Genomic DNA, 23,690 nt, shown 5'->3' with positions numbered 1-23,690 from the left:
TTGCAATTACACTCTGACAGCAAGAACAATATTTCGCCGGGGAGCCCAGCGTGTCGCCATCCGAATCATCCAGCGTCCCTTTCGTGCCGGAAACGGCGTTCGGGATCTGGTTCCTGCGTACCTACACCTGGGAACACCATGTGCTGCGGGTCGCGATCAACGACCTCAAACGTTTGATCGACACGCCCTTGCCCGAGGCACCCGTGATCGTCGACGTCGGCTGCGGCCAGGGGCTGTCGTTCCGTCTGCTCGCCGAGGCGTTCAAGCCGCGGCGCATCGTCGGCATCGACTTTCACGAACCGTCCTTGACGCTCGCCGCGCAAGCGGCCCGCGCCTGTCGCGACAAGCTCGCCGATATCGAACTGCTGCATGGCGACTGCGCGAAGCTGCCGCTGCCCGACGCGAGCGCCGATATCGTGTTCTGTCATCAAACCTTCCATCATCTCGTCGAGCAGGAACGCGCGCTCGCCGAGTTTCGCCGCGTGCTCAAACCCGGCGGCGTGCTGCTGTTCGCCGAATCCACGGATGCGTACATCAAATCGTGGGTGATCCGGCTGCTGTTCCGTCATCCCATGCAGGTGCAAAAAAGCGCCGACGGCTACCTCGACATGATCCGCCGCGGCGGCTTTAACTTTAGCGAGCGCAACATCTCGCTACCCTACCTCTGGTGGAGCCGCGCGAAAGACTTCGGTCTTCTCGAACGGCTCGGCCTGTACCGTCCGCAACCCGGCAAGCGTCGTGAAACGCTGGTCAATGTCGCGGCGGTCAAAGCCGGCTAGAGCCCGGCAACGCACCCGGCATGGTCATGCAGCAAGGCACGCGCCTGATGCGGTAAAACAGCGCGGGGCGGCGGCGAGTGCCTCGCCTTCCCGCTCCTTCTCACTACCTCTCGCGCGGGTTCGTGCTGCTCCTTCGCGCCAGTTCATGCCGGCATCGCGCCGATGCGCACGGATCCGCGTTCACTTGCGCAGCGTCACCACTTCGCCCGTCAACGCCACGCCGGCGATCACCGCGCCCGCGCCGCAGGTGTACTCGGTCGCGCTCTCACGCAATTCGTTCTTGTAGTTGCTCTTGATGTTGATCACCGCGTTGCCGCCTTCCTTGCGCGCGCGTTCCTGCAACTCGATCACCGCCGAGAGGAAAACGTGCTGGCAGGCTTGCAAATCGCTCTTGCCGAACGCGTTGGTCTTCTTGTTGGTCGCGAATTCGCCCATCGTCTTCGAAACGGCCGGATGGTGCTGACCCGCGAAATACAGCGAGATGTCCTCGCTCACTTTGCCGGGCTCGCTTTGCAAGGCCTGATCCACCGGATAGTAGTTGACCGTGTCGCGGGCAAAAGCCGGCGCGGCGCTTAGCGTGGCAAACGAAGCAAACAATGCGGCAAACAGCACGTGGCGTTTCATTGAGACTCCTTGGTCGTTGTCGTTGCTCTGGTGAGTTCTATTGCGGTCTATTTTCGATTCGGCTCAGTTCGAATCCAGCACGACGAGTTGCCCCTTCACCGCGATCGCGGCGGCGCTAGGACTGACGCCGCACGTGAAGTCGGTCGACGAATTGCTCTCGGTGCTATGAAAGCGCGTCGACACGTCGACGACGGCATTGGCGTGGCGTTCGTTCGCCGCCGCGCGCAACTTCCGCACGGCTTCGGCAAGCGCTTCGTGACAGGCTTCGTCGGGACCGGCGACCTTGCGCGCGATCCGCACCGAATACGACACGTCGCCCAGTTGCGTCTTGACCGCCGGGTGGTCCTGCTGGCCGAAATACACCGGCACGCCGCCGCGCGATTCGCCGCCGGCTGCCGCGAGCGGCAGCGACTTCACTTGCGTGGCGCATCCCGTCTGCGTCAAAGCCACGATCGCCAGCGCGCCCAATACAGCGATTCTTTTCATTTTTTTGCCCTCGTTTTTTAAAGTCGCGGCCGTTTCAGCCGCCCTGCCATGCTTCGAACATCAGGCTCGCGCAACTGCCGCCGAACCCGAATGAAACCGACATCGCCGTGCCGATGCGCGCCTCGCGCGTCGCACGCACGAGCGGCATGCCCTCGACAGCCGGTTCAGGCGTGTCGATGCCCGCCGTGCCCGCGATGAAACCATCGCGCATCATCAGCAGCGTATAGATCGCCTCGTGCGCGCCGCACGCGCCGAGCGGATGCCCCATCATCCCCTTGGTCGACGAAAACGCCGGCATGCGGCGGTCGGACGCCGCGCCGAACACTTCGTGCAACGCGCGTAGTTCTTCCAGGTCGCCGAGCGGAGTGGACGGTGCGTGCGTATTGACGTAGTCGGGCCGCTTGCCCGCTTCGTTCAGCGCACCGCGCATGGCGCGCGCGATCCCCGCCGCGCGCGGCGCGACCATGCCGGAGCTGTCCGTGCAGTCGCCGAATCCGGTGAGTTCCGCGTAGATACGCGCGCCGCGTGCGAGCGCATGATCGAGCGCTTCGAGCACCAGCACGCCGCCGCCCGAGGCGATCACGAAACCGTCGCGCTCCGTGTCGTACGGGCGCGACGCGCGATGCGGCGCGTCGTTGAAGCGGCGCGACAACGCGCCCATCGCGTCGAACATGAGCGTCATGTTGTCGTGCAGCGACTCGCTGCCGCCGGCCAGCACGATCTGCTGGCGGCCGGTCTGGATCAACTGCATGGCCTGGCCGATCGCAAGCGCCGAGGTCGTGCACGCCGATGACGGCGAATAGCCGACGCCTTCCAGCCCGAACACCTGCGCGACGTTGGCCGACGCGGTGCTGCTCATCGCATGCGGCACCGTGTACGGCGGCACCTTGTCGACGCCGCGAGCCTGGGCGACGGCCATGGCCGCGTCGTAACTGGATATCGTGCCGACGCCCGATCCGATCACCGTGCCGGCGCGCGGCGAGCGCAACGCCGCCAGATCGAGCCCCGCGTCGCCGATCGCCTTGCGCGCCGCATGGCAGGCGAATCGCGCGGTGTCGCCCATGAAGCGTTCGAGCTTGCGCTCGAACGGCGGCTCGTGCGCAACCGACGCAACCCCCGCCACCTGAGAAGCAAACCCACGCTCACGCCACGCGTCGATCCGCTCGATACGCGAGCGGCCCGTGCGCAACGCGGCGCAGACTTCGTCGAGCGTATTGCCCAGGCACGACACGATGCCCATGCCGGTCACGACCACGCGTTGCAGCGCCACGCTCATCGAACGCGCCTGAAAATCAGCGACGTATTGATGCCGCCGAACGCGAAGTTGTTGCTCATCACATGCCCGGCATCGATCTCGCGTCCGGTGCCGACGATGTAGTCCAGCGGTGCGCAGGCCGGATCGACGTTCGTCAGATTCAAGGTCGGCGCATACCAGTTGCGCTTCATCATCTCGATGGTCCACCAGGCTTCGAGCGCGCCGCACGCGCCGAGCGTGTGGCCGACATAGCTCTTGAGCGAACTGATCGGCATGCGCGCGCCGAAGGTCTGCGCGGTCGCATGGCTTTCCGCGATGTCGCCGCGATCCGTCGAGGTGCCGTGCGCGTTCACGTAGGCAATGGCTTCAGGCGGCAGTCGAGCGTCGGTGAGCGCGAGCTGCATCGCGAGCGCCATGGTTTCGGCGGTCGGCTGCGTCATATGCGCGCCGTCCGAGTTGCAGCCGAAGCCGACGATCTCAGCGTGAATCCGCGCGCCACGCGCCACCGCGTGTTCGTATTCTTCGAGCACCAGCGTGGCCGCGCCCTCGCCGACCACGAGGCCGTCGCGCGCGGCATCGAATGGACGCGGCGTCAAATGCGGCTCGTCGTTGCGCGTGCTGGTGGCGTACAGCGTGTCGAACACGGCGACCGCCGGACCCGACAGTTCCTCCGCGCCGCCCGCCAGCATCAGCGTCTGCTTGCCGGCCTGGATCGCCTCATACGCATAGCCGATTGCCTGGCTGCCCGAGGCGCACGCGCACGAAGTCGGAATGATCCGCCCTTTCAGATCCCAGAACAGGCTCACATTGACCGCGGTGGTATGCGGCATCATCTGTACGTAGCTGTTGGAGGTGACGTCGCTCATCGAGCCGGTTTCGAGCATCGTGCCGAATGCACGGATGGGCTGCACCGAGCCCGACGACGAACCGTAGGCGACGCCCATGCGGCCGTCCTTGATCAGCGCGTCGTCGGCAAGGCCCGCGTCGGCGAGCGCCAGTTCGCTCGCGCGCACCGAATACATCGAGACCGGCCCCATCGAGCGGGTTTTCTTGCGCGGATAGTACGCGGGCGTCGTGAAGTCCGGCAGCGGACACGCGAGCCGCGTATGCAGCGACTCGAAGTAATCCCACTCGGGCATGCGCCGCACGGCGTTCACGCCGCTCCTCAAACGCGTTTCGATGACGTCCCAGCTATCGCCCAACGCCGTGACGCCGCCCATGCCGGTTATGACGACCCGCTTCATCAGATCATCCCGCCATTGACGCCGATCACCTGGCGCGTGACATACGAGGCCGCGTCCGACATCAGGAAGCTGACCACGGACGCCACCTCGGCAGGCTGGCCGACGCGGTTCATCGGCACCGTCTTCAACGCCTGTTCGAGCGGCATGTCGTCGAGCATACCGGTTTCGATCAGACCCGGCGCGACGCAATTGACGGTGATGCTGCGCGACGCCAGTTCGACGGCGAGCGCCTTGGTCGCGCCGATCAGGCCGGCCTTTGCCGCGCTGTAGTTGACCTGGCCGCGGTTGCCCATCACGCCGGACACCGAAGCGATCGTGACGATCCGGCCGCCCTTGCGGGCCCGCACCATCGGCATGGTCAACGGGTGCACGACGTTGTAGAACGAGTCGAGACCGGTTTCGATCACGATGTCCCAATCTTCTTCGGTGAGCGCCGGGAACGCGGCGTCGCGGGTCACGCCCGCGCTGCATACGATGCCGTAATACGGGCCGTGTGCCGCGACATCCGCTTCGAGCACTTCGCGGCACACGGCGCGCTCGCGCACGTCGAATTGCAGCACGCGCGCGGTGCCGCCCTGCGCGGCGATGCCCGTCGCCACCGCGTCGGCTTCGCTGCGCCCGGTGCGGCAATGCACGGAGACCGCGAAGCCGTCGGCGGCCAACTTGTACGCAATCGCGCGGCCAATGCCGCGGCTTGCGCCGGTAACGAGAACGCGCCGGCTCATGAATTGAAACTCCCTTCGATGAATGACTGAAAATCGGGCGGTTGAAATACCTTGATGACGGCTTCGGCGCAGTCCACGTCGCCATGGCGGATCGTGCATTCGTAGGCGCCGTGGCCTTCTTCGCTGCGCAGCAGTTCCGTCACGTGAATCGACAACTGCGCGCCGCCGGCGAACGACGGCTGCAATGCCTTGTAGCTGCGCGAGCCGAGTAGCACGCCGGGCCGCGCGCGGCCGCCGCCGCGCATGGCCAGCAACGCGACGTGCGCGGCAATGGCCTGGGCCATCAGTTCGATGCCGATCCAGGCGGGCATGGCGCCGTCGGCATCGGCATACCACGCGTCGGCGCGCACCGTGGCGCGCGCGCTCAGCGTCTCTTCGTCGAACGTCTGCACCGCGTCGATCAGCAGCATGGTGCCGCGATGCGGGATGATCGCTTCGATCGGCTGCTGGAGCAGTTCGTCAACGGTGGGCGTGGGGGGCATCGCGCGGGTCATAGGGCAACTCATCGGGCAACTCGTCGGGCAATTCATCGCGCAAGAACGAGGCTGACGTTGCTGCCGCCGAAAGCGAACGAATTGCTCATCGCGTATTGCGCGCCGCCTTGCGAGAGGAAGCGCTCGTTTTCGACCAGATCCAGCGCGGGCAGCGCGGGATCGCTTTCGCCGTCCCACAGATGGCGCGGCAAAGGCACGTTCTCACGCGCCAGCGTCAGCCAGGCGAAGCCGAGTTCGGTGGCGCCCGCCGCGCCGAGCTGGTGACCGGTCAGCGGCTTGGTGCCGCTCGTCGCGACGCCGCCGGGAAACACGCGCGCCATCAGGTTGGCTTCCATCTCGTCATTCTTGCGCGTGGCGGTGGCGTGCAGATTCACGTAGCCGATCGCCGACGATTCGATGCCCGCATCGGCAAGCGCCGCGCGCAGCGCGAGTTCGCCGCCCACGCCCTGCGGATCCGGCGAGGAAATGTGATGCGCGTCGCTCGATTCGCCCACGCCCGCGAGGCGCACCGCCGCTTCGTCGCGGCTCATCAGGAACACGGCCGCGCCTTCGCCGACGTTGATCCCGCAGCGATTGCGGCTCATCGGATTGGCGCGCGTGGCGCTGGTCGATTCGAGCGATGCGAAACCCTGCACCGTCAACTCGCACAGCGAATCGACGCCGCCCACCACCACGGCATCGCACAGGTGCAACTGCAGCAGCCGGCGCGCCGATGCAAACGCCTTCGCGCTGGACGTGCACGCGGTCGAGATGGTGAACGCCGGACCATGCAGGCCGAGCCCGGCGGCGGCGAACGGCGCGGCCGTGCCGATTTCCATTTGCCGGTAATTGAAGTTGGCGGGCAGATCGCCTGCTTGCGCCTGATAGACGAAGGCGGCTTCGGCCGCTTCGATGCCCGACGTGCTGGTGCCGAGCACCACGCCGACACGGTGCGCGCCGTAGCGCTCGCGCGCCGCTTCCACAGCGGGCATGATCTGCGCCAGCGCGGCGAGCAGCAAGCGGTTATTGCGGCAGTCGTAGCGGGCGAGTTCGGCGCGCGGCGCGAGCTCCAGCGGCGTGAGCACGCTGCCGACGAACGCCTCGCCGATCCCCGTATGCGCGTTCGCCATACCCGGCGAGCGGCCGGCGGCGAGCGCCGGGACAATGCTCTCGAGGTCGCCGCCGAGCGCGTTGATCATGCCGAGCGCGTGCAAATAAACTGATGGCGCCTTCATGCGACCCTCCTTGATTCCGATGGCATGCCGATCGGCGCGAGCAGCACCGAGACCGCGATGCCGAGCGCGAGCGTCGCGCCGAAACTCTTCAGCGCGGGCATCGCGCTCATGCCGAGCATGCCGAACGACAACAACGTGGTGGCCGCCGACAACAACACGCCCGTCCACACCGCGCCGAGGTCGGCGTCCGCGCGCAGACAGCCTTCGCGCAGGAACACGGCATAGTTTGCGCCCACGCCCAGCACGAGCATCAGCGCGAGCCAGTTGAACAGATTCAGCGGCACGCGCGCGTAGCCGAATACGGCGAGCGTGACGCCGACGGCGAGCAGCACCGGCAACACCACGGCAATGCCGCCGCGCACGCTATAGCGCAGCATCAGCAGAACCAGCACGAGGCACAATGCGCCGCCGAGCCACCAGCCGCTATCCACGCGATACGCGCCGAACAGCTTCGACACGCTCGCAGCCTTGTCGACGAACGCGACGCCAGGCAAACCTCGCGCGGTCGCGATCAGCGCGGGTTCGTTGCGCGGCGTCACGCCTTGCGGAATGACGACCGCGGCATAGGCTTTCGCCGACGCATCGACTTCGCCGAGCCAAAGGTGTCTGTACGGTTGCGACCACGGCGCCGCGAGCCACGTATCGATCGTCAGCGGGGTTTGCGGTTTCGCGTACGCGGCGAGCCAGGCGTCGGCCACTTCATCCTTGAAGCCGGCTTGCAGGAGCGTGGCGCGCAATGCGGCGCGATCGTCGAACACACGTTGCGCGAGCAACGCGCGGTCTTCATTCTGCTGTTTCGCGGACGGCACGAATTGCGCGACCGACTGATAGCTGCCGACCTTGTTCGCCGTGCCGTTCAGCGCATCCAGTTTCGTGCCCAACGCTTCGGCGCGCTGGAGCACGAGCTCCGGCGTCTCGCCGCGCACCACGAAAAACTGCGCGCTGTTATCCACGCCGACCGCCTCGCGCACCTTGTCTTCCTGCGCGACGAGCGCGGGATCGCGCTGGATCAGCAGATGGATATCGTCGTCGCTGGTCAGACGCAGCCAGCCGGGAATCGCCAGCAACAGCAACAGTGCCGCCACGAACCACGCCCGCTTGCCGCCGATCGTGCGATGCCACCCGGTCAGCACGCGCGCCGCGCCCGCGAACACGCGCTGCGGGCTGCGTTTGGGCGCGCGCGTGAGCAGCGCGGGCAGCAGCCACAGCACGGAGGCGAACGCCGTGGTGATGCCCGCGATCGCGAAACAGGCAATCTGCTTGAGCGCAGGAAACGGCACCCACGTGAGGATTGCGTAGCCGAGCAGGCTCGTCGCGAGCGCCACGCTCAACGCGGGACGCACGGCGCGCGCGCCACGATGCGCGTCCCAATCGCGTTGCGCGCCGAGATAGACGACGAAGTACTGAATCGAATAGTCGACGGCCTCGCCAATCAGGCTCGCGCCGAATACGAGCGTCAACAGATGCAGCTTGCCGAACACCAGCATCGTCACCGCCAGCGCGCAGACAATGCCGAGCGCGGTCGACACGAAGCCGAACAACAGCAGACGCGGTGAGCGGAACACCCACATCATCAGCAGCGCGATGCCGCACAGCGAAGCAATGCCGATCAGATGCACTTCATGCTCCGACGCACCGCGCGCCGCTTGCGCGTAAAACACGGCGCCGGTTCGCGCCACCGAGACATCCGGGAACGCCTGCTTCAACGCGCCTTCGCCTTGGGCCAGCGCCGCGAGCACGGCGTGCTGCGTCTTCGTTTCGTAGGCGGAGCCCGGCAGCGTCGCGACGATCAGCACGCTGGTGGCGGCGCCGCGATGCGACACCAGCATGTTGTCTTCGAGTTCGAGATTCGAGGTGGCGAGCGGCAGGCCGCCGAGCCAATGTTCGAGCCAGCCGAACGGGTCGTCGGCGAGCGGCGTGGTGAGTCCGCCGCGCAGCGGGCTGTAGATGCGCTGGGCAAGCGTGTCCCGCAGCGTGGCGCCCACGGCGTTGCCCGCCAGCGCCGTTCGGTCGCCCGGCGCCAGCAAGCCGAACCGGTACGGCATGTATAGCGCCGCGATCTGCGACAGGTCGAACGGCGGCAGTTCCGCCGTCACGGAACCGAACGCGCCGCTCTTTTGCAATGAAGCGCCCAGTTGCTTCGCAGCGGCTTTCGCGTGCGCGTCGTCATTGCTGGTGACCAGAAAAACCGTGCGGTCGCCGAGCGCGCTCGCCAGCGTATCGACCGCCTTTTCGGCGACCGGATCTGCCTCGGTCGCGGGTAAGAGCGCGAGCAGATTGGTTTGCAGCGGCGACGGTCCGGCGAAACGCCAGCCGCAATACAGCGCCGCCACGAACGCGAGCAGCAACCACGCGGCGCGCATGCCCCACGCCTGTTTCGTGGACCGCTGTTGCAGCATCTCCATCACGGCGCCCCGAGCAGGCCGCGCTCAGCCGCGGTGAGTTCGGTGACGGCCGCGCTCTTTGTAAACTCGAGTTGGGTGACGTCGCCGTTCGCCAGCGTGATGCGCAAGTTCTGTAGATAGTCGCCGCCGCTCATCGCCAGACCTTTGATCGACTGGGCGATCTGCGGCTGGTTCGGTGTGAGTTGCATGCGCCATTGCGCGGCGCTGCCCTGGGCTTCGACGTCGAATTGCGAGTACAGCGCCGACAGATCGCCGCCGAGCATGGCGCGCATCATCTTCGAGACTTGCGCGACGCCGCGCGTGCCCTGTGCGCCGTGAGTCGTGACGCGCCCGCCATTGGCGTCGACTTCGGCGACGCCGGCGTCGGTGATGATGTAGGTGGCCTGGTAGGGCTTGTCGATCTGCCAGATCACGCCGCGCTCGCGGAAAAACACCAGCGAGCCGGTGCTGACGAGCGGCTGCTTCATCGCGGCGAGCGTTTGCGTCTGCGTGAACTGGGCGCGCACGCCCTTGGCTTGCGCGAGGCGCGCGGCGATCTGCGCGACGAGCGCGGGGTTGCCCGCGGCAGGCGCGCCCTGGGTCGCCGATGCCGCCGCGGCAGGCTGCGTCCATGCGGTCACGGCGAACACAGCGAACACAGCGGCTACGGTCGTCACGCTCAACGCGCTCAATGCGCCCACGAGCGCGGCACGCACATTCATCGTCCCCATACGCGCTCCAGCTTGTCGAACACGACCGGCGGCGAAACGAACTGCAACTCCTGGGTCGCGGCATCGACCGCGACCTGGATCGTATAGCCCTTGGTCAGCCGCGTGCCAGACGCGCAATCGACGATTTCATAGCCTATTTTCAGGCGGTTTTCGTGTTCGAGCAGTTGCGTGCGCACTTCGATCTGCTGACCGTAGGTGGCCGGCCGTACGTACTTCAGATGCGCCTCCACGATCGGCCACAGGTAACCGGACGCCTGCATCTCGCGATAGTCGTAGTCGAAAGCGCGCAGCAGCGCCGCGCGGCCGATCTCGAAGTACTTCAGATAGTGACCGTGCCAGCACACGTTCATCGCGTCGACGTCGTGGAACGGCACTTCCACGGTCGCGCTCGCGCTCAACACCTTGCGGGACCCGGTCATACGTTCGATCCTCCACGATCGTCCCGCAGCAGATCGCACGCGGCAATGCGCGCGGTCAGCGCGCGCAGCTCGTGTTCGAGCGCGCGGTCTTCCTCGACGAAGGGCGACTGCGCGCTTACGCTGTCGATAAACGTTCGCAGCGGCGCGGGCACCGGCGTTGCGCTGTCGATCTTCAACCGCAGGCGAGCGGCCTGCACCGTCGCGAGCGTATGCGCGGCGGCGACCTGCTCCGTCAGTTCCAGCACGCGCAAACAGTCGCGTGCGGCGATCGTGCCCATGCTGACCTTGTCCTGGTTGTGCGCCTCGGTGGAGCGCGAGAACACGCTGGCGGGCATGGTGTTCTTCAATGCTTCCGCGGTCCATGCGGACGACGAAATCTGCACCGCCTTGAAACCATGATTGATCGCGGCGCGCGCGGATGTCGCGCCCGACAGATTGCGCGGCAAGCCGTTATTGAAATTGACGTCGACGAGGAGCGCGAGCTGCCGGTCCATCAGATCGGCCAGATTGGCGACGGCCACCTTCAGCGAATCCATCGCGAAGGCAATATGACCGCCGTAGAAGTTGCCGCCGTGCAGCACGCGTTCGTTGTCGGGATCGATCAACGGGTTGTCGTTCGCGCTGTTCAGTTCGTTCTCGATATCGCGGCGCACCCACGAGAGCGCGTCGCGCGCCACGCCGATCACATGCGGCGCGCAGCGAATCGAATAACGGTCCTGCAGACGGTGGCCCGGCGTGTCGTCGCGCCCGGCCAGGTCGTCACGGATCCATGCCGCCGCTTCGGCCTGGCCGGCGTGCGGCTTCACTTCGAACAGCATGGCGTCGAAATGCGCGGCGCGGCCGTCGAGCGCGACGGTGCACAGCGCCGTCAGCCGCGCGGTAAGCCTCGTGAGATGGTCGGCGCGCGCGAACGCAAGACAGGCGAGACCCGTCATCACGGCGGTGCCGTTCATCAGCGCGAGCCCCTCTTTCGGCGCCAGCGTGAGCGGCGTTTGACCGAGCTCGGTCCACACGTCGCGCACGCTGCGCAACTGCCCTGCGAACATCACGTCGCGTTCGCCCGCCAGCGCGGCGGCCACATACGAGAGCGGCGTGAGATCGCCGCTCGCGCCGACCGAGCCTTCCGACGGAATGCGCGGCAACACACGATGGTTGACCAGATCGGCCAGACGTTCGAGCAACACCGAACGCACGCCGGAAAAGCCATATGCGAGCGAATTGAGCCGCGCGGCGATCACCGCGAGCGTTTGCGCGTCGTCGAGATACTGGCCCATGCCGCAGCCGTGATAACGCGTGAGTTGCAGCGGCAGCGCTTCGACCAGGTCCGTCGGCACGTCGACCACGCAGGCGTCGCCGTAACCGGTGTTCACGCCGTACACGGTCGCGCCCGCGGCCAGATGCCGGCGCAGAAAATCCGCGCCGCGCTGGATGCGCGCGCGCCATGCCGGATCGGCGCTCAACGCAACCGGCGCACCGTGCTGCGCGATCGCGACGACCTCCTCGATCGTCAGCTTGCGCCCGCCGATGACGACCGCCGCCGGCTTCAAGCCGGCGCCCGCGTTCGGCACATCGATCAGATCATGTTCGGCCATTCGCGCCTCGCTTGGGGCTGGCCCAGAAATCGAAGAAGTTGAACCATTGGTAAGGTGCCTTGCGGCAATAGTGTTCGAGACGCACGGCATAGCGCTGCGCCCACGCGGCGAGATGCTGCGCGCGTTCGCGGCGCGGCAGTTCGATGCGCTCGGCGAACGGCTCGAAGTAAAGACGGTAGCCGTCGTGCTCTTTCAGACAGAAGAACAGATAGACAGGGCAGCCCAGCGCGTGCGCGAGCACATAAGGCCCCTGCGCGAACGGCGCGGTCGAGCCGAGAAATTGCGCCTCGGTCGTGCGGCCTGCTTCGTGCGCGGGCACGCGGTCGCCGACGATCACCAGCAACTCGCCGGCATCCACGCGCTCCTGCATCATCACCGCGGTATCGGGTCCGAAGTCACGGACTTCGAGCAGATGCCGCGCGAACTCGCTATTGGCCGACGCCAGCACGCTATTGAAACGGCGCGCGTGCTCCGTGTAGACGACCGCTGTGACCTTCGCATACGCGCCCTGCGCGGCGAGCGCGCGGGTCATCTCCAGATTGCCGAGATGCGCGCCGATCACGAGCGCGCCCTTGCCGCTCGCCACCAATGCTTCGAACGCCGAAGGATCTTCGAACTTGACGTCGGCGTTGTTGACGCGGCCCGACCAGGCGGCGAGCTTGTCGAAGCCCGACTGCGCGAACGCCAGCATATGGCGGTACGCGGACAGCCAGCCGGGACGGGGCGTGCCGCCCTGCGGCGCGGCTGCGCCGAGATGCCTGAAATAGTTGCTCGAAGCCTCGCGCGCGGCGCGGCCGGTGAGCAGAAAATACGCGACGATCGGATGCAGCCAGAGCGCGGTGAAGCGCCGGCCGAACAGCTTGCAACTGAGCGCGAGCAGCGACATGCCCAGATGGCTGCCGCGTTCGGCGATACGCCACCAGTCCTGAGCGTTCTGCTCGCCCGGTTCGCTCTGCCTTTCGGCGTGCGCGGCGCGGCGCGGGATCACCTTGTGCGCGAGCAGCATCGGCAGACGCCACAGCATGCCGAACACGAGCCGCGTATGACTGCGGCTGATGCGCACGTTGTCCCACAGCACGTCGAAATGCGAGACGCCGTCCGTTGCATAGGTGACGCGCGTCGGGATCGAGCGGAACGCGGCGCGCCGCCAGTACAGACGCACGAGGATTTCGATGTCGAAGTCCATGCGCGTGGGCAGCCTCACGCTGTCGATCAAATTGCAGGCCAGCGCGAGCGGATAGAGGCGAAAGCCGCACATCGAATCGCGGATGGTCAGCGAAAGCGTTTCGATCCATACCCACACATGCGTCAGATAGCGGCCATAAAGACGCGCTTTCGGCACGCTCTCGTCGTAGACGGGGCGCCCGAGAATCACCGCGCCCGGTTCGGCGCGCGCCGCTTCGATGAAACGCGGCACGTCCGTGGCGTCGTGCTGGCCGTCGGCGTCGATCTGCAACGCGTGCGTGTAACCCGCCTTGCGCGCGGCGCGCAGCCCCGCCATCACCGCCGCGCCTTTGCCGCCGTTGACCGGCAGACGCAGCAGCGAGAGTTGCCCCGCGTATTGCTGCGCGAGCGCGGCGAGCACCTGCTGGGTAGCCTCGTCGCTGCCGTCGTCGACGACGAAAAACGGCAGGCCGTGAACCGCGAGATGGGCGACGGTCGCGCCGATCGCGTCCTGATGGTTGTAGATCGGAATGACGATGCAGGGGGAGAAAGCCGTCATGCCGGCGCCCCGTAGACGATTACGCCGGACGCGCATTCGCGGCCGTTCGCGCGGTACGCGAACTGCACGCGCCGGCGCGCCGCCTCGTGCGCGAGCGTGAGCTCGAGCACCGCGCCCGGCGACACCGGCGCCATGAACTTCAGACGATCGACGGACGCCACCGCGCGCACGGCCGGCAAGTGATCGGCGGCAAGACGTATGGCCCAGTCGACCTGGACGACGCCGGGCAGAATCGGCAGGCCGGGAAAATGGCCGGCGAAATGCGCGAGCGTGGGCGGCACGCGCAGCTCGTAATGCAGCGTGTCGCCGCTGCGCGCTTCGGCCAGCACCTCGACGCCTTCGCTGCGCGGCTCGAAGGCGGCCGCCACGGCGGCCACCGGCAGTTTGCCGCGCGCGTCGAACGGCAACGTGACGCGAAAACGCCAGTGGCGCGGCAACACCACCACGTCGAAATATTCGGCGAGATGCCGGCGCAGAACCTTTGCGAGCGCGACGCGGCCTTCGTCACGCAATGCCGCGCCGCCCGCTTCAGTCAACGCCACCACGGCGCCGACGCGCTCGCGCGAGGCGCCGGCAAGCGGCACGATCGCGGCTTGCGCCACATACGGATGCAGCGCGAGGCGCGCCTCCAGTTCGGGCAAGGACACGCGTTTGCCGTCCAGCTTGAGCACGCGGTCGAGCCGGCCTTGCAGACGGAAACGGCCATCGGCGTCGAAGGCGATCCTGTCGTCGGTACGATGCCAGCCCGCGTGATCGAGATGCGGTGAGCGGACGTTCAGTGCGCCGTCTTCGTCGCGGCGCACTTCGATGCCCGCCACCGGCTGCCACGCGTCGGTCTGATCCTGGCGTCGCCACGCGATGCCGCCGGTTTCCGTGCTGCCATAAATCTCGAGCGGCGCGGCGCCATAGGCCGCGGCGTATTCCTGCGCGGCCTCGAGCGCGAGCGGCCCGCCCGACGAGAAGAAGACGCGCGGCGCCGGCATCAGGTCGGCGAAGCCGGGCAACGCGGGCCAGCGCGACAATTGCGCGGGTGTCGAAACGATCACCGCCGCGCCGCATTGGTCGATCTGCGTTTGCAGATGCAGCGGTTCGATGCTGATCGCGCGGTCGAATGCGCGGCCGGCGGCAAGCGGCCACAACACGCGAAACAGCAAACCGTAGATGTGGTGATGCGGCACGCTCGCAAGCATCGTCGCGTCGCCGATCAGCGCGCCCCACTGCTGTTCCAGCGTATGCACTTCGGCGTTGAATTGCGCGAGCGTCTTGCGGATCGGCTTGGGGCGGCCGCTGCTGCCGGAGGTGTAGAGCGTGAGCGGGGCTCGAGCGTCGATGTGCGCTTCGTGGTTGACGGCGGCTTCGGCGCCGGGCGCAAACGGCGGCAAATCCGCGTCGGTCAGCACGGCGTCGTAAGCATCGGCGAGATCGGCCAGATAGCCCGGCGTCGCATTGGCCGGAATCACCGGCTCCTTGCCGCACGCAAGCAACGCGAAGAGCGCGCAGGCGAAATCGAACGGATCGTCGATACACAACGCATAGCGTTGCGCGCCCTGCGTTTGCACGAGCGCGATCAACGCGGCGACGCGCGCGCGAAACGCCGCGCGATCGAGCACGGTGGCGCCGTCGCGGCAAACCGGTGTCGGCAACGCGGCGCTCGCATCGACCACCGACAACAGATCGTGCAACGCGATCATGCCGCCTCCGACCGCGCGGCGCGCGGCAGCACGACCAAGTAACGCCAGATGACCTCGGCCACCAGCAATACGCCGATCAGCCCATAAGCGATCGCGCCGTTATAGAGCGACCAGTTCGCACGGCTCCAGTACAGCGCCGTATAAGCGGAAAACGCGCCGTTCAGCGCGAAGAATCCACACCACACCTGGGTCACGCGCCGCGTATGGCGCACCGCGCCTGGCGGCAAGTCCGGATTGCCGAGGCGCGCGAATTTTTCGATCATCGACGGCCCGCGCACGAGCGTCGCGCCGAACGCAATCAACAGGCCCAGATTGACGAGCGACGGATAAAGACGCAACAGCAGTTCGCTATTGGTCAGCACGATCGCCGCGGACGCGCAGCTCAGCAAACCGACCACCGTCCAGTCGATCGCGGAGAGCCGCCGCAGCGAGCTCGCGACCGGCCCGCTGCCGGCCCAACGCTGTAGCCAGAGAATCGCGAACAGCATGCAGCCGACGTAACGCGGCGTGTCCCAGCGCCACGCGCACAGGATCAGCGCGGGGTACGCGAGCTTCAACAGGATCTGCACGGCGGTTTTGCCCAGCTGGCGCGCGGTGCCGGGCGAGGCACCGTCGGCCCGCTGCGCCGCCGCTTGCGTTCGCGAGCGCGCGGCGGACATCAGCCTTGTGCCGCCAGCAGGGATTCGACCGCACCGATCACATCGCCGACGGTACGCACCGACTTGAACTCTTCCGGCTTGATGCGGCGTCCGGTCATTTCCTGCAGTTTGATCGCGAGGTCGACGGCGTCGATGCTGTCGAGATCGAGGTCTTCGAACAGATGCGCGTCGGGCGTGACACGCTCAGGCTCGATCGCGAAGTTCTCTTTGAAGATGGCGCGGATGCGCTCCAGAATCTCTGCCTCGGACACGATTTACTCCCCCTTTCTGGTTGTTTCGTTCACAGCGTGCGCCGCTTCGCGCTGGCTCGTCACGAGCGCCGCCAGCGTGCTGATCGAGCGGAAGTGTTCGCGCGTGCGCTCGTCGTTCGCTGCGATGGTCAGTTGGTATTGTTTGCGCAGCACGATGCCGATTTCGAGCGCATCGATCGAATCGAGACCGATGCCGTCGGTGTCGAACAACGGTGCATCGTCGTCGATATCCGCCGGGCTCAGATCTTCCAGATCGAGCGCTTCGATCAGAAGCTGTTTAATTTCCAGTTTTAAAGAATCCATAATCGAACAGGTGCTGAGTAATGTGTGCTTCGACGGCGCTCGTCACGCTGCGCGCAGCCAGAGCCGGTGGAGTGTCATGGGCCGCGAGCCGGTCGACGCCGAGCGGCTCGAGCACGTTCACGCGCATTCGGAACGCGCGTGCCGGCACGTCGTACCAGCGCATCTGCTTGGTGAATGCGGGCGGATCGCAGTCCATCAGCACCGGGACGATGGGTGCGCCGACTTTCAGCGCCATGTGCGCAAAACCGCGCGAAAAAGCGTGCAGCCGGTTCGGCGCGGGGCTGCGCGTGCCTTCCGGAAAAATGATCATCGTATAGCCCGCCGCGAGCTGTCTCGCGCCGGCCTCGACCAGCTCCGCCGGATCGGCATTGCTGACGTATTCCGCCGAGCGCACGATGCCCCAGAAACACGGGTTGCTCCAATGCGCGTTTTTCACCACGCAACAGGCATGCGGCGTAAGCGACAGCAGCACCATCACGTCGAGATAGGTCGGGTGATTGGCGACCACGATCGCCGGCCTGCCGGTGCGCAACGCCTGTACGCCCGACACCTCGAGTTCCATCACGCCGATGCGCTGCAACACCGCGACCAGCGCGCGGAAAAACCAGTGGATCACGCTCGTCACCGCGAACTGCCGTGACGCGCGATGCGGCCACACCCATGCAAGCGGAAACACCACCACGGAAAACAGTACGCCGCATATGCCGAAGACCACGAAGGCCATGCCGGTTGCGCAGAACCGCCAGAGATAATCAAGCCGCGCGGTCATGCCAACTCCAATGCCAGATGGCGCCGGCGCCTTGCCATGCAGCGGACAGGCCGGTTTCCAGACAATGCTGCACGGCCTGGCTCTGGGTCGCGAACCGGGTTGGCGAGGCGGCCTCGCTCGCCGTGGCTTCGCTCTCCGGCGCGGACTCCCGCGAACTCTCGCGGGACACGATGCACTCCAGTGCGCCGGTTGCCGTTTTGCTACCGAGCAGGATCGCGATCGCACCGCCCGGCACTTCGTCTTCAATCGTGCCGTACGCCGGGTCGGCCGGCTCGTCGGCATAGACCAGCAGCAGCGGCGAATCCGGCTGTGTCGCGTACTGCGCGTGGGCTTCCAGCAGCGCGTACCCGAGCGTTTCAGCACCGGCCGAAATCGCGCTCGCCGCCGAGCGGTCGCCACGCGCAATGCCGAACACGCCGGTCATCGCATTGAGCACAGACAGGCTGAAGGCGGTCGGCGACACCGGCTCGCCCGCGCTGATGGCGCGCAGGATATCCGTGGTACGCCGCAGTTCGCCGTGGCGCGAGGCGAAAACGACCCGCGTCGCGTTGTGCGCGACACAGTCGTGCGCGACCTTCAGCGCCACTCTGGACAGAGTGCTCAGACGACGCCGCACGATGGGCTCGATGAAGCCGATATCGGGTGCGGCAGATGCGGCAGCAGGCCAGCTAGACCAGCGAGCGACCGGAATAGTCCAGTGCAGATCGGGCATATCGGTGTTCGCGCGTAGAAGCGAGGAGAGGCTGAAGCGCCTGACGGACTACGGCACCGTCACAGCGTGTACGCGCCGCGCGGACCGGCAACCTCCAGCCGGGGTCGATCCAATCTTCTGATCTTATATAGGGTTCAGCCATATAACGGCACTTGGCCCCGTTTATTGAGGTACCCTCGCCGTTTGTCTGGAGAATCGTCTCCGGCTCCCTATGGTCGCGGAATCATACTGAATATTCTGGGATAAATCAGCCATAAAAGACGTATCCATCTGTATCCGTATCTGTCGTGCGACGCCCGGCGAAAAAGCCGTTGCGCACGCCGACGGGATGTTTTCCGGATGCGCGGCCAAATGCAAAACCCACTAGCGGCGTGACTTGCAGTCGTCTGGACGCGAAAACAATTCGCGGCTCTCCGCCATTACTTTCAATTAACTTTCTGAAAAAATGTTTCAGATTGGCGGGATTGCATTGCGCTGGCAAAGCACTCACACGCCGCGAGCCATTTGCACAGAAATATACGACGCCGGGTCCGTCTCAACTTCGTTCGGCGCGCAACAACCGTGAATGCGGCGGACGCAATCCCTCATGGGGCGCGACTGCGCCTGTTATACTCCGTCCCTCATTGGGGAGTAGCCGCCCCGCGGCACGTGCGCACCACGGTCATCCGGATGCGCCACACGTGTGGTTCGCGGGGGCGCCTGTCAACAGACTTGGCCTGTACGGCCATGGCAGCCGCAGCCTCTGGCCTGGCGAGACCGATGATCCACACACCGCCGCAACAGGGCCCGGCGTGTCGTGGGTCGTCGCTCGTTCATATCTCGGCCCGGGGAATCGACACAACGTGGATCACGCTTTTCTCATTTCGACCGGAGCGGTCGCGCTCGCCGAGATCGGCGACAAGACGCAATTGCTCTCGCTCGTTCTGGCGGCCCGCTATCGCAAGCCGCTGCCGATCATTCTGGGCGTCCTCGCCGCCACGCTCGTGAACCACGCCTGCGCGGGCGCGCTCGGCGCCTGGCTCGGCTCGCTGCTCACGCCGACCATCATGCGCTGGGCATTGGCCGCGTCGTTCATCGGCATGGGGCTGTGGATACTCGTTCCGGACAAGCTCGACGACGAAGAAGCCAATACCAGCCGCACGCACTTCGGCGTGTTCGGCGCGACCGTGGTCACGTTCTTTCTCGCGGAAATGGGCGACAAGACGCAGATCGCGACGGTGGCCCTCGCCGCGCGTTTTCATGACTTCTTCGGCGTGGTGGCCGGCACCACGCTCGGCATGATGATCGCCAACGTGCCCGCGATCCTGCTCGGCGACCGTTTCGCTCATCGGCTTCCGACCAAACTGGTGCACGGCATCGCGGCGGTGATGTTCGTGATTCTCGGGACGATGGCGTTGTTCGGCGTGGGCGTTTAGGCGGGTGGGCGGCCAGGCGGGGTCTAGGTCGGCCGTTGGTGCGTCGTTGGTCGGCCCGCGGCCGGCGCGTGGTCTCCGGTCGTGGTTTGCCGTTTGCCGTTTGCCGTTTGCCGTTTGCCGTTTGCCGTTTGCCGTTTGCCGTTTGCCGTTTGCCGTTTGCCGTTTGCCGTTTGCCGTTTGCCGTTTGCCGTTTGCCGTTTGCCGTTTGCCGTTTGCCGTCGCCGGTCGCGCTCGCCGGGGTCCGCTCGCCGTTCTCGGTGCGCCGTTCCGCTAGCGCGGCAGTTTAGGCCGTTTCGCGCTTGGCCGGGCTCCACCAGGACAAACGGCCCGGCAGCTCATCCCTGCGGGGCCGTTCGTTTTGTTCGCTGCCGGCGCTCGCGCTTCCACGCGTCGCCCGTCGACAGAAGCTACTGCACGACTTTCGCGCCGGAGGCCGGCGCCGGCGCCGCCGCGGGCGCGGCGCCGGTAGCAGCAATTTCATTCGATGCCGCCCCATTCCCGTTGAGCGGAATCTTCACCGTGTGAACCACACCGTTGCCGAGCGGGAAATCGGCAAGCGCGCTACGCACCAGAAAGGGCATGGCGCGAACCAGCGACGACTCGCCGCCCGAATTGCGCGCCGTCACGTTGTAGACCTCCTTGCCGGTTGTCCGCTCGGTGATCCGTATGCCGAGCAGATGCGTGAAGATCGGATAGCTCTGATTCACGTACGTGGTGGGATACGGTCCCCACGGACCCCACGGATCGAACGGCCGCCCCCAGTACGGCGCAGGCCACGGGTTGTAATACACCGGTTCAGCGACCGTCACCATATCCGAACGAATCCCGTACGACAGTCCGACCAGATAGCGCGCCTGCGCGCTGTCGACCTGCCGGAACGCGTGCGTGGCGAGCTCGCTGGCGACAAAGCGCTCGTAGGTGCTGAGTTCGAGATTGTTCTGCTGGTCCGCGGCCCGCGTGAATGCATAGGTACGGGTGGCATCGTTGCCGCTCCAGTCGGAGAAGGCCGTGACCTGGGTGGTCACGTAGGTCGTGCAGCCGGAAAGCAGCACCGTCAGCGCGGCGAGCAGCAGCGTGGCGCGGCGGGTCCATCGATCGATTTTCATGGTCTACCTCGTGAAACTTCTCAATGCCTCTGTATTGTTCGTCATGACCGGCCCGCTCGGCGCGCAAGCCTTTTTGCACCGCGCGGCCGCCCGATAATACGCTGACCAGGCATATCGGTAAAAAGTTCGCTCCGCACAATTCGCCGAGGCTTTGTACAATGGCTCGACATGCCCGGCTCGCACGCCAGAAGCGCGCCTGCCGGCTCGAGTTCCAACACTACAGAACGCCATGGCCGATACCGCAACGCCCAATGTGATTCGCCGCGCCGACTACGCGCCGCCCGCCTTCCTGATCGACACCGTCGCCCTGGAGTTCGATCTGGTTCCCGAACGCACGGTTGTCAGGAACACGATGCGCGTGCGCCGCAATCCGGAGGCGTCGCGCGCCGCGCATCTGGAGTTGATGGGCGAACAGCTCGAATTCGTCAGCGCCGCCATCGACGGCCAGCCGTTCGCCAATGCCCACGCGCACGAACACGGCCTGCTGCTCGACAATGTGCCGGACCACTTCGAACTGACGCTCACGAGCATCTGCAATCCGGCCGAGAACACCACGCTGTCGGGCCTTTATGTGTCGGGCGGCAACTTCTTCACGCAGTGCGAGGCCGAGGGCTTTCGCCGCATCACGTACTTCCTCGACCGCCCGGACGTGATGGCGACCTTCACGGTCACGCTGCGCGCCAGCAAGGCCGATTATCCGGTGCTGCTGTCCAACGGCAATCTGCTCGAAGAAGGCGATTTGCCGGACGGCCGCCACTTCGCGCGCTGGGAAGATCCGTTCAGAAAGCCGAGCTACCTGTTCGCGCTGGTCGCCGGCAAGCTCGTCGCGCTGGAAGAGCGCGTGAAGAGCGGCTCGGGCAAGGAAAAGCTGCTGCAGGTATGGGTCGAGCCGCACGATCTGGACAAGACCCGTCACGCCATGGATTCGCTGATCCATTCGATCCGTTGGGACGAGGAACGCTTCGGGCTCGAACTCGATCTGGACCGCTTCATGATCGTCGCGGTGAGCGACTTCAACATGGGCGCGATGGAGAACAAGGGGCTCAACATCTTCAACACGAAGTACGTGCTGGCGAATCCCGAAACGGCAACGGACACGGACTTCGCGAACATCGAGGCCGTGGTCGGCCACGAGTACTTCCATAACTGGACCGGCAACCGCGTGACGTGCCGCGACTGGTTCCAGCTGAGCCTGAAAGAAGGCCTGACGGTATTCCGCGATCAGGAGTTCTCGGCTGACATGGCCGGCGGCGCGACCGACGAAGCCGCGCGCGCCACCAAGCGCATCGAGGACGTGCGCGTGCTGCGCCAGATGCAGTTCGCCGAAGATGCGGGTCCAATGGCGCATCCGGTGCGCCCGGAAAGCTACGTCGAGATCAACAACTTCTACACGATGACGGTCTACGAAAAAGGCTCGGAAGTCGTGCGGATGTATCAGACCCTGTTCGGCCGCGACGGCTTCCGCAAGGGCATGGACCTTTACTTCAAGCGCCATGACGGCCAGGCCGTGACCTGCGACGATTTCCGTCATGCGCTCGCCGACGCGAATGACCGCGACCTCGCGCAATTCGAGCGCTGGTATAGCCAGGCCGGCACGCCGCGCGTGTCCGTGCGCACGCAATACGACGCCGCGCAGCATCGTTACAGCGTGACGCTCACGCAAGGCTATGGCGAAGCCGCGCCGGCCGCGCGCGAGACGCAAAAGGGTCCGCTGCTGATTCCGTTCGCGATCGGCCTGATCGGCAAAGACGGCCGCGACCTGCCTCTGCAACTGGAAGGCGAAGCGCAGGCCGGCAAGGCGACCACGCGCGTCCTCGAATTCACGCAGACCGAACAGACCTTCACGTTCGTCAACGTCGCGCAGGAGCCGCTGCCCTCGCTGTTGCGCAATTTTTCGGCGCCCGTGATCGTCGAATACGACTACTCGGCGGAACAGTTGGCGTTTCTGCTGGCCCACGACAGCGACCCGTTCAACCGCTGGGAAGCCGGCCAGCGGCTTGCCACGCGCGAGCTGCTCACGCTCGCCGGGCGCGCCGCCACCGGCGTGCCGCTGCAACTCGACGACTCGGTGGTCGCCGCGTTCGCACGCGTGCTGACCGACGAAACGCTCTCGCCTTCGTTCCGCGAACTCGCGTTGATGCTGCCTTCGGAAGCGTATCTGGCCGAGCAGATGGCCGAATCGAATCCGGCCGCCGTGCACGCCGCGCGGCAGTTCGTGCGCAAGCGCCTCGCCAATGCGCTCAGGAGCGACTGGCTCAAGCTGTACGAGCAGCACCGCACGCCGGGCGCGTATGAGGCCACGCCGGAAGCGTCCGGTCATCGTGCGCTCAAGAACCTCGCGCTGTCGTACCTCGCGGAACTGGACGATCCGGCCGAGGCCGTGCGTCTCGCGTCCGCGCAATACGACGCGGCGAACAACATGACCGACCGCGCGGCGGCGCTGTCCGCGTTGCTCAACGCGTCGGCGGCCAACGGCGGCAGCGCCGAGGCGCAGCAGGCGCTGGACGACTTCTACCAGCGCTTCGAAAAGGAGCCGCTCGTAATCGACAAGTGGTTTGCCTTGCAGGCCACGCAGCGAGGCAGCGCGCAACGTCCGGTGATCGACATCGTGCGCAAGCTGATGTCGCACCCGGCCTTCAACCTGAAGAACCCGAACCGCGCGCGCTCGCTGATTTTCAGCTTCTGTGCGGCGAACCCCGCGCAGTTCCATGCCGAAGACGGGTCAGGCTACGCGTTCTGGGCCGACCAGGTGATCGCGCTCGACGCCATCAATCCACAAGTGGCCGCCCGTCTCGCCCGCTCGCTGGAACTGTGGCGCCGCTTCACGCCGACGCTGCGCGACGGCATGCGTGCGGCGCTGGAGAAAGTCGCCGCTCAGGTGAAATCGCGCGATGTGCGCGAGATCGTGGAGAAAGCATTGGCCTGATGTCCGCCAGAGCGCGGTTCCCGCATCGAAAAGCCGGCGCGTGTTGCCGGCTTTTTTTCGTCTTGCGTTCGCCGGCGCGGCGGTGCGCGGCCGCAACGTCGGCCATCCGGACGACTGGCCGGCTCGCGTCGGCGGGGTGAAAGTAAAAGTCTTCACTTAACGGCTTACGTTTAACGCACTGCATTATA

The 23,690-nt window shown here is 65.9% G+C and carries 23 protein-coding genes and 1 riboswitch; of the genes, 3 read left to right on the top strand and 20 right to left on the bottom strand.

The window, feature by feature from the left end:
* Positions 1 to 50: 50 nt before the first annotated feature.
* On the top strand, positions 51 to 779 hold the full coding sequence (locus CJU94_RS09725) for a class I SAM-dependent methyltransferase (RefSeq protein ID WP_095418510.1): 729 nt from the start codon (positions 51 to 53) through the stop codon (positions 777 to 779).
* Positions 780 to 959: 180 nt separating this feature from the next.
* On the opposite strand, the gene CJU94_RS09720 is transcribed toward CJU94_RS09725, so the two are convergent.
* The 19 genes from CJU94_RS09720 to CJU94_RS40810 form a co-directional block, all read right to left on the bottom strand.
* Entirely contained in the window at positions 960 to 1,403 is a 444-nt protein-coding gene (locus tag CJU94_RS09720; RefSeq protein ID WP_095418509.1) for an excinuclease ABC subunit A, read from the bottom strand.
* Between the two features lie 63 nt (positions 1,404 to 1,466).
* Complete coding sequence (locus tag CJU94_RS09715) at positions 1,467 to 1,889, bottom strand: signal peptidase (protein ID WP_095418508.1); 423 nt, start codon at positions 1,887 to 1,889, stop codon at positions 1,467 to 1,469.
* A gap of 34 nt (positions 1,890 to 1,923) precedes the next feature.
* Positions 1,924 to 3,165 carry a beta-ketoacyl-[acyl-carrier-protein] synthase family protein gene (locus tag CJU94_RS09710; RefSeq protein ID WP_095418507.1) on the bottom strand — a complete coding sequence of 414 codons (1,242 nt, stop codon included), beginning with the start codon at positions 3,163 to 3,165 and terminating at the stop codon, positions 1,924 to 1,926.
* Positions 3,162 to 4,388, bottom strand: coding sequence for a beta-ketoacyl-ACP synthase (locus tag CJU94_RS09705; RefSeq protein ID WP_095418506.1), 1,227 nt, complete (start codon positions 4,386 to 4,388; stop codon positions 3,162 to 3,164). Before CJU94_RS09705 ends, CJU94_RS09710 begins: the two co-directional genes overlap by 4 nt.
* Positions 4,388 to 5,113 carry a 3-ketoacyl-ACP reductase FabG2 gene (locus CJU94_RS09700; protein WP_095418505.1) on the bottom strand — a complete coding sequence of 242 codons (726 nt, stop codon included), beginning with the start codon at positions 5,111 to 5,113 and terminating at the stop codon, positions 4,388 to 4,390. The genes CJU94_RS09705 and CJU94_RS09700 overlap by 1 nt, the downstream gene beginning before the upstream one ends.
* Entirely contained in the window at positions 5,110 to 5,595 is a 486-nt protein-coding gene (locus CJU94_RS09695; protein WP_095420278.1) for a hotdog family protein, read from the bottom strand. Before CJU94_RS09695 ends, CJU94_RS09700 begins: the two co-directional genes overlap by 4 nt.
* A 44-nt stretch (positions 5,596 to 5,639) precedes the next feature.
* Positions 5,640 to 6,821 (bottom strand): beta-ketoacyl-[acyl-carrier-protein] synthase family protein, encoded by a 1,182-nt coding sequence (locus tag CJU94_RS09690; RefSeq protein WP_095418504.1) that lies wholly within the window; start codon positions 6,819 to 6,821, stop codon positions 5,640 to 5,642.
* Positions 6,818 to 9,226 carry an MMPL family transporter gene (locus CJU94_RS09685; RefSeq protein WP_095418503.1) on the bottom strand — a complete coding sequence of 803 codons (2,409 nt, stop codon included), beginning with the start codon at positions 9,224 to 9,226 and terminating at the stop codon, positions 6,818 to 6,820. The genes CJU94_RS09690 and CJU94_RS09685 overlap by 4 nt, the downstream gene beginning before the upstream one ends.
* Complete coding sequence (locus CJU94_RS09680) at positions 9,226 to 9,936, bottom strand: LolA family protein (protein WP_095418502.1); 711 nt, start codon at positions 9,934 to 9,936, stop codon at positions 9,226 to 9,228. Before CJU94_RS09680 ends, CJU94_RS09685 begins: the two co-directional genes overlap by 1 nt.
* Positions 9,924 to 10,355: an acyl-CoA thioesterase gene (locus CJU94_RS09675; protein ID WP_095418501.1), complete on the bottom strand. Its 432-nt coding sequence runs from the start codon at positions 10,353 to 10,355 to the stop codon at positions 9,924 to 9,926. Before CJU94_RS09675 ends, CJU94_RS09680 begins: the two co-directional genes overlap by 13 nt.
* A complete protein-coding gene (locus CJU94_RS09670; protein WP_095418500.1) occupies positions 10,352 to 11,947 on the bottom strand; it encodes an HAL/PAL/TAL family ammonia-lyase in 1,596 nt (531 codons plus the stop codon). Before CJU94_RS09670 ends, CJU94_RS09675 begins: the two co-directional genes overlap by 4 nt.
* Positions 11,934 to 13,670 (bottom strand): glycosyltransferase family 2 protein, encoded by a 1,737-nt coding sequence (locus CJU94_RS09665; RefSeq protein WP_095418499.1) that lies wholly within the window; start codon positions 13,668 to 13,670, stop codon positions 11,934 to 11,936. The genes CJU94_RS09670 and CJU94_RS09665 overlap by 14 nt, the downstream gene beginning before the upstream one ends.
* Complete coding sequence (locus CJU94_RS09660; protein ID WP_095418498.1) at positions 13,667 to 15,361, bottom strand: ApeI family dehydratase; 1,695 nt, start codon at positions 15,359 to 15,361, stop codon at positions 13,667 to 13,669. Before CJU94_RS09660 ends, CJU94_RS09665 begins: the two co-directional genes overlap by 4 nt.
* Positions 15,358 to 16,020, bottom strand: a complete 663-nt coding sequence (locus tag CJU94_RS09655; RefSeq protein WP_095418497.1) for a COG4648 family protein — start codon at positions 16,018 to 16,020, stop codon at positions 15,358 to 15,360. The genes CJU94_RS09660 and CJU94_RS09655 overlap by 4 nt, the downstream gene beginning before the upstream one ends.
* Positions 16,020 to 16,271, bottom strand: coding sequence for an acyl carrier protein (locus CJU94_RS09650; protein WP_020069032.1), 252 nt, complete (start codon positions 16,269 to 16,271; stop codon positions 16,020 to 16,022). The genes CJU94_RS09655 and CJU94_RS09650 overlap by 1 nt, the downstream gene beginning before the upstream one ends.
* 3 nt (positions 16,272 to 16,274) lie before the next feature.
* Entirely contained in the window at positions 16,275 to 16,574 is a 300-nt protein-coding gene (locus CJU94_RS09645) for a phosphopantetheine-binding protein (protein ID WP_095418496.1), read from the bottom strand.
* Entirely contained in the window at positions 16,549 to 17,343 is a 795-nt protein-coding gene (locus CJU94_RS09640; protein ID WP_095418495.1) for a lysophospholipid acyltransferase family protein, read from the bottom strand. The genes CJU94_RS09645 and CJU94_RS09640 overlap by 26 nt, the downstream gene beginning before the upstream one ends.
* On the bottom strand, positions 17,327 to 18,055 hold the full coding sequence (locus CJU94_RS09635) for a beta-ketoacyl synthase chain length factor (RefSeq protein WP_095418494.1): 729 nt from the start codon (positions 18,053 to 18,055) through the stop codon (positions 17,327 to 17,329). Before CJU94_RS09635 ends, CJU94_RS09640 begins: the two co-directional genes overlap by 17 nt.
* 247 nt (positions 18,056 to 18,302) lie before the next feature.
* The gene (locus CJU94_RS40810; RefSeq protein WP_157763730.1) at positions 18,303 to 18,545 is read right to left on the bottom strand and encodes a hypothetical protein; all 243 of its coding nucleotides are present in this window, start codon (positions 18,543 to 18,545) and stop codon (positions 18,303 to 18,305) included.
* A gap of 123 nt (positions 18,546 to 18,668) precedes the next feature.
* Positions 18,669 to 18,891, top strand: a riboswitch (yybP-ykoY riboswitch).
* A gap of 6 nt (positions 18,892 to 18,897) precedes the next feature.
* On the opposite strand from CJU94_RS40810, the gene CJU94_RS09630 reads away from it, so the two are divergent.
* A complete protein-coding gene (locus CJU94_RS09630; RefSeq protein ID WP_095418493.1) occupies positions 18,898 to 19,470 on the top strand; it encodes a TMEM165/GDT1 family protein in 573 nt (190 codons plus the stop codon).
* 407 nt (positions 19,471 to 19,877) lie between these two features.
* Here CJU94_RS09630 and CJU94_RS09625 read toward each other — a convergent pair whose 3' ends face one another.
* Positions 19,878 to 20,576, bottom strand: coding sequence for a DUF4136 domain-containing protein (locus CJU94_RS09625; RefSeq protein WP_095418492.1), 699 nt, complete (start codon positions 20,574 to 20,576; stop codon positions 19,878 to 19,880).
* Positions 20,577 to 20,805: 229 nt separating this feature from the next.
* On the opposite strand from CJU94_RS09625, the gene pepN reads away from it, so the two are divergent.
* Positions 20,806 to 23,502 carry an aminopeptidase N gene (gene pepN / locus CJU94_RS09620; protein ID WP_095418491.1) on the top strand — a complete coding sequence of 899 codons (2,697 nt, stop codon included), beginning with the start codon at positions 20,806 to 20,808 and terminating at the stop codon, positions 23,500 to 23,502.
* Positions 23,503 to 23,690: the final 188 nt, after the last annotated feature.

It is taken from the genome of Paraburkholderia aromaticivorans (assembly GCF_002278075.1).
In the GTDB taxonomy this organism is placed as follows: Bacteria; Pseudomonadota; Gammaproteobacteria; order Burkholderiales; family Burkholderiaceae; genus Paraburkholderia; species Paraburkholderia aromaticivorans.
This window is presented reverse-complemented; position numbering and strand designations above follow the sequence as displayed.

Excerpts from the sequence above, each read along its gene's own strand:
- CJU94_RS09655 (WP_095418497.1), bottom strand. The coding sequence starts at position 16,020 with ATGTCCGCCGCGCGCTCGCGAACGCAAGCGGCGGCGCAGCGGGCCGAC.
- CJU94_RS09700 (WP_095418505.1), bottom strand. The coding sequence starts at position 5,113 with ATGAGCCGGCGCGTTCTCGTTACCGGCGCAAGCCGCGGCATTGGCCGC.
- CJU94_RS09645 (WP_095418496.1), bottom strand. The coding sequence starts at position 16,574 with ATGGATTCTTTAAAACTGGAAATTAAACAGCTTCTGATCGAAGCGCTC.
- CJU94_RS09710 (WP_095418507.1), bottom strand. The coding sequence starts at position 3,165 with ATGAGCGTGGCGCTGCAACGCGTGGTCGTGACCGGCATGGGCATCGTG.
- CJU94_RS09660 (WP_095418498.1), bottom strand. The coding sequence starts at position 15,361 with ATGATCGCGTTGCACGATCTGTTGTCGGTGGTCGATGCGAGCGCCGCG.
- CJU94_RS09640 (WP_095418495.1), bottom strand. The coding sequence starts at position 17,343 with ATGACCGCGCGGCTTGATTATCTCTGGCGGTTCTGCGCAACCGGCATG.
- CJU94_RS09690 (WP_095418504.1), bottom strand. The coding sequence starts at position 6,821 with ATGAAGGCGCCATCAGTTTATTTGCACGCGCTCGGCATGATCAACGCG.
- CJU94_RS09685 (WP_095418503.1), bottom strand. The coding sequence starts at position 9,226 with ATGGAGATGCTGCAACAGCGGTCCACGAAACAGGCGTGGGGCATGCGC.
- CJU94_RS09715 (WP_095418508.1), bottom strand. The coding sequence starts at position 1,889 with ATGAAAAGAATCGCTGTATTGGGCGCGCTGGCGATCGTGGCTTTGACG.
- CJU94_RS09675 (WP_095418501.1), bottom strand. The coding sequence starts at position 10,355 with ATGACCGGGTCCCGCAAGGTGTTGAGCGCGAGCGCGACCGTGGAAGTG.
- CJU94_RS09635 (WP_095418494.1), bottom strand. The coding sequence starts at position 18,055 with ATGCCCGATCTGCACTGGACTATTCCGGTCGCTCGCTGGTCTAGCTGG.
- CJU94_RS09665 (WP_095418499.1), bottom strand. The coding sequence starts at position 13,670 with ATGACGGCTTTCTCCCCCTGCATCGTCATTCCGATCTACAACCATCAG.
- CJU94_RS09720 (WP_095418509.1), bottom strand. The coding sequence starts at position 1,403 with ATGAAACGCCACGTGCTGTTTGCCGCATTGTTTGCTTCGTTTGCCACG.
- pepN (WP_095418491.1), top strand. The coding sequence starts at position 20,806 with ATGGCCGATACCGCAACGCCCAATGTGATTCGCCGCGCCGACTACGCG.
- CJU94_RS09695 (WP_095420278.1), bottom strand. The coding sequence starts at position 5,595 with ATGCCCCCCACGCCCACCGTTGACGAACTGCTCCAGCAGCCGATCGAA.
- CJU94_RS09670 (WP_095418500.1), bottom strand. The coding sequence starts at position 11,947 with ATGGCCGAACATGATCTGATCGATGTGCCGAACGCGGGCGCCGGCTTG.
- CJU94_RS09705 (WP_095418506.1), bottom strand. The coding sequence starts at position 4,388 with ATGAAGCGGGTCGTCATAACCGGCATGGGCGGCGTCACGGCGTTGGGC.
- CJU94_RS09680 (WP_095418502.1), bottom strand. The coding sequence starts at position 9,936 with ATGGGGACGATGAATGTGCGTGCCGCGCTCGTGGGCGCATTGAGCGCG.
- CJU94_RS09625 (WP_095418492.1), bottom strand. The coding sequence starts at position 20,576 with ATGAAAATCGATCGATGGACCCGCCGCGCCACGCTGCTGCTCGCCGCG.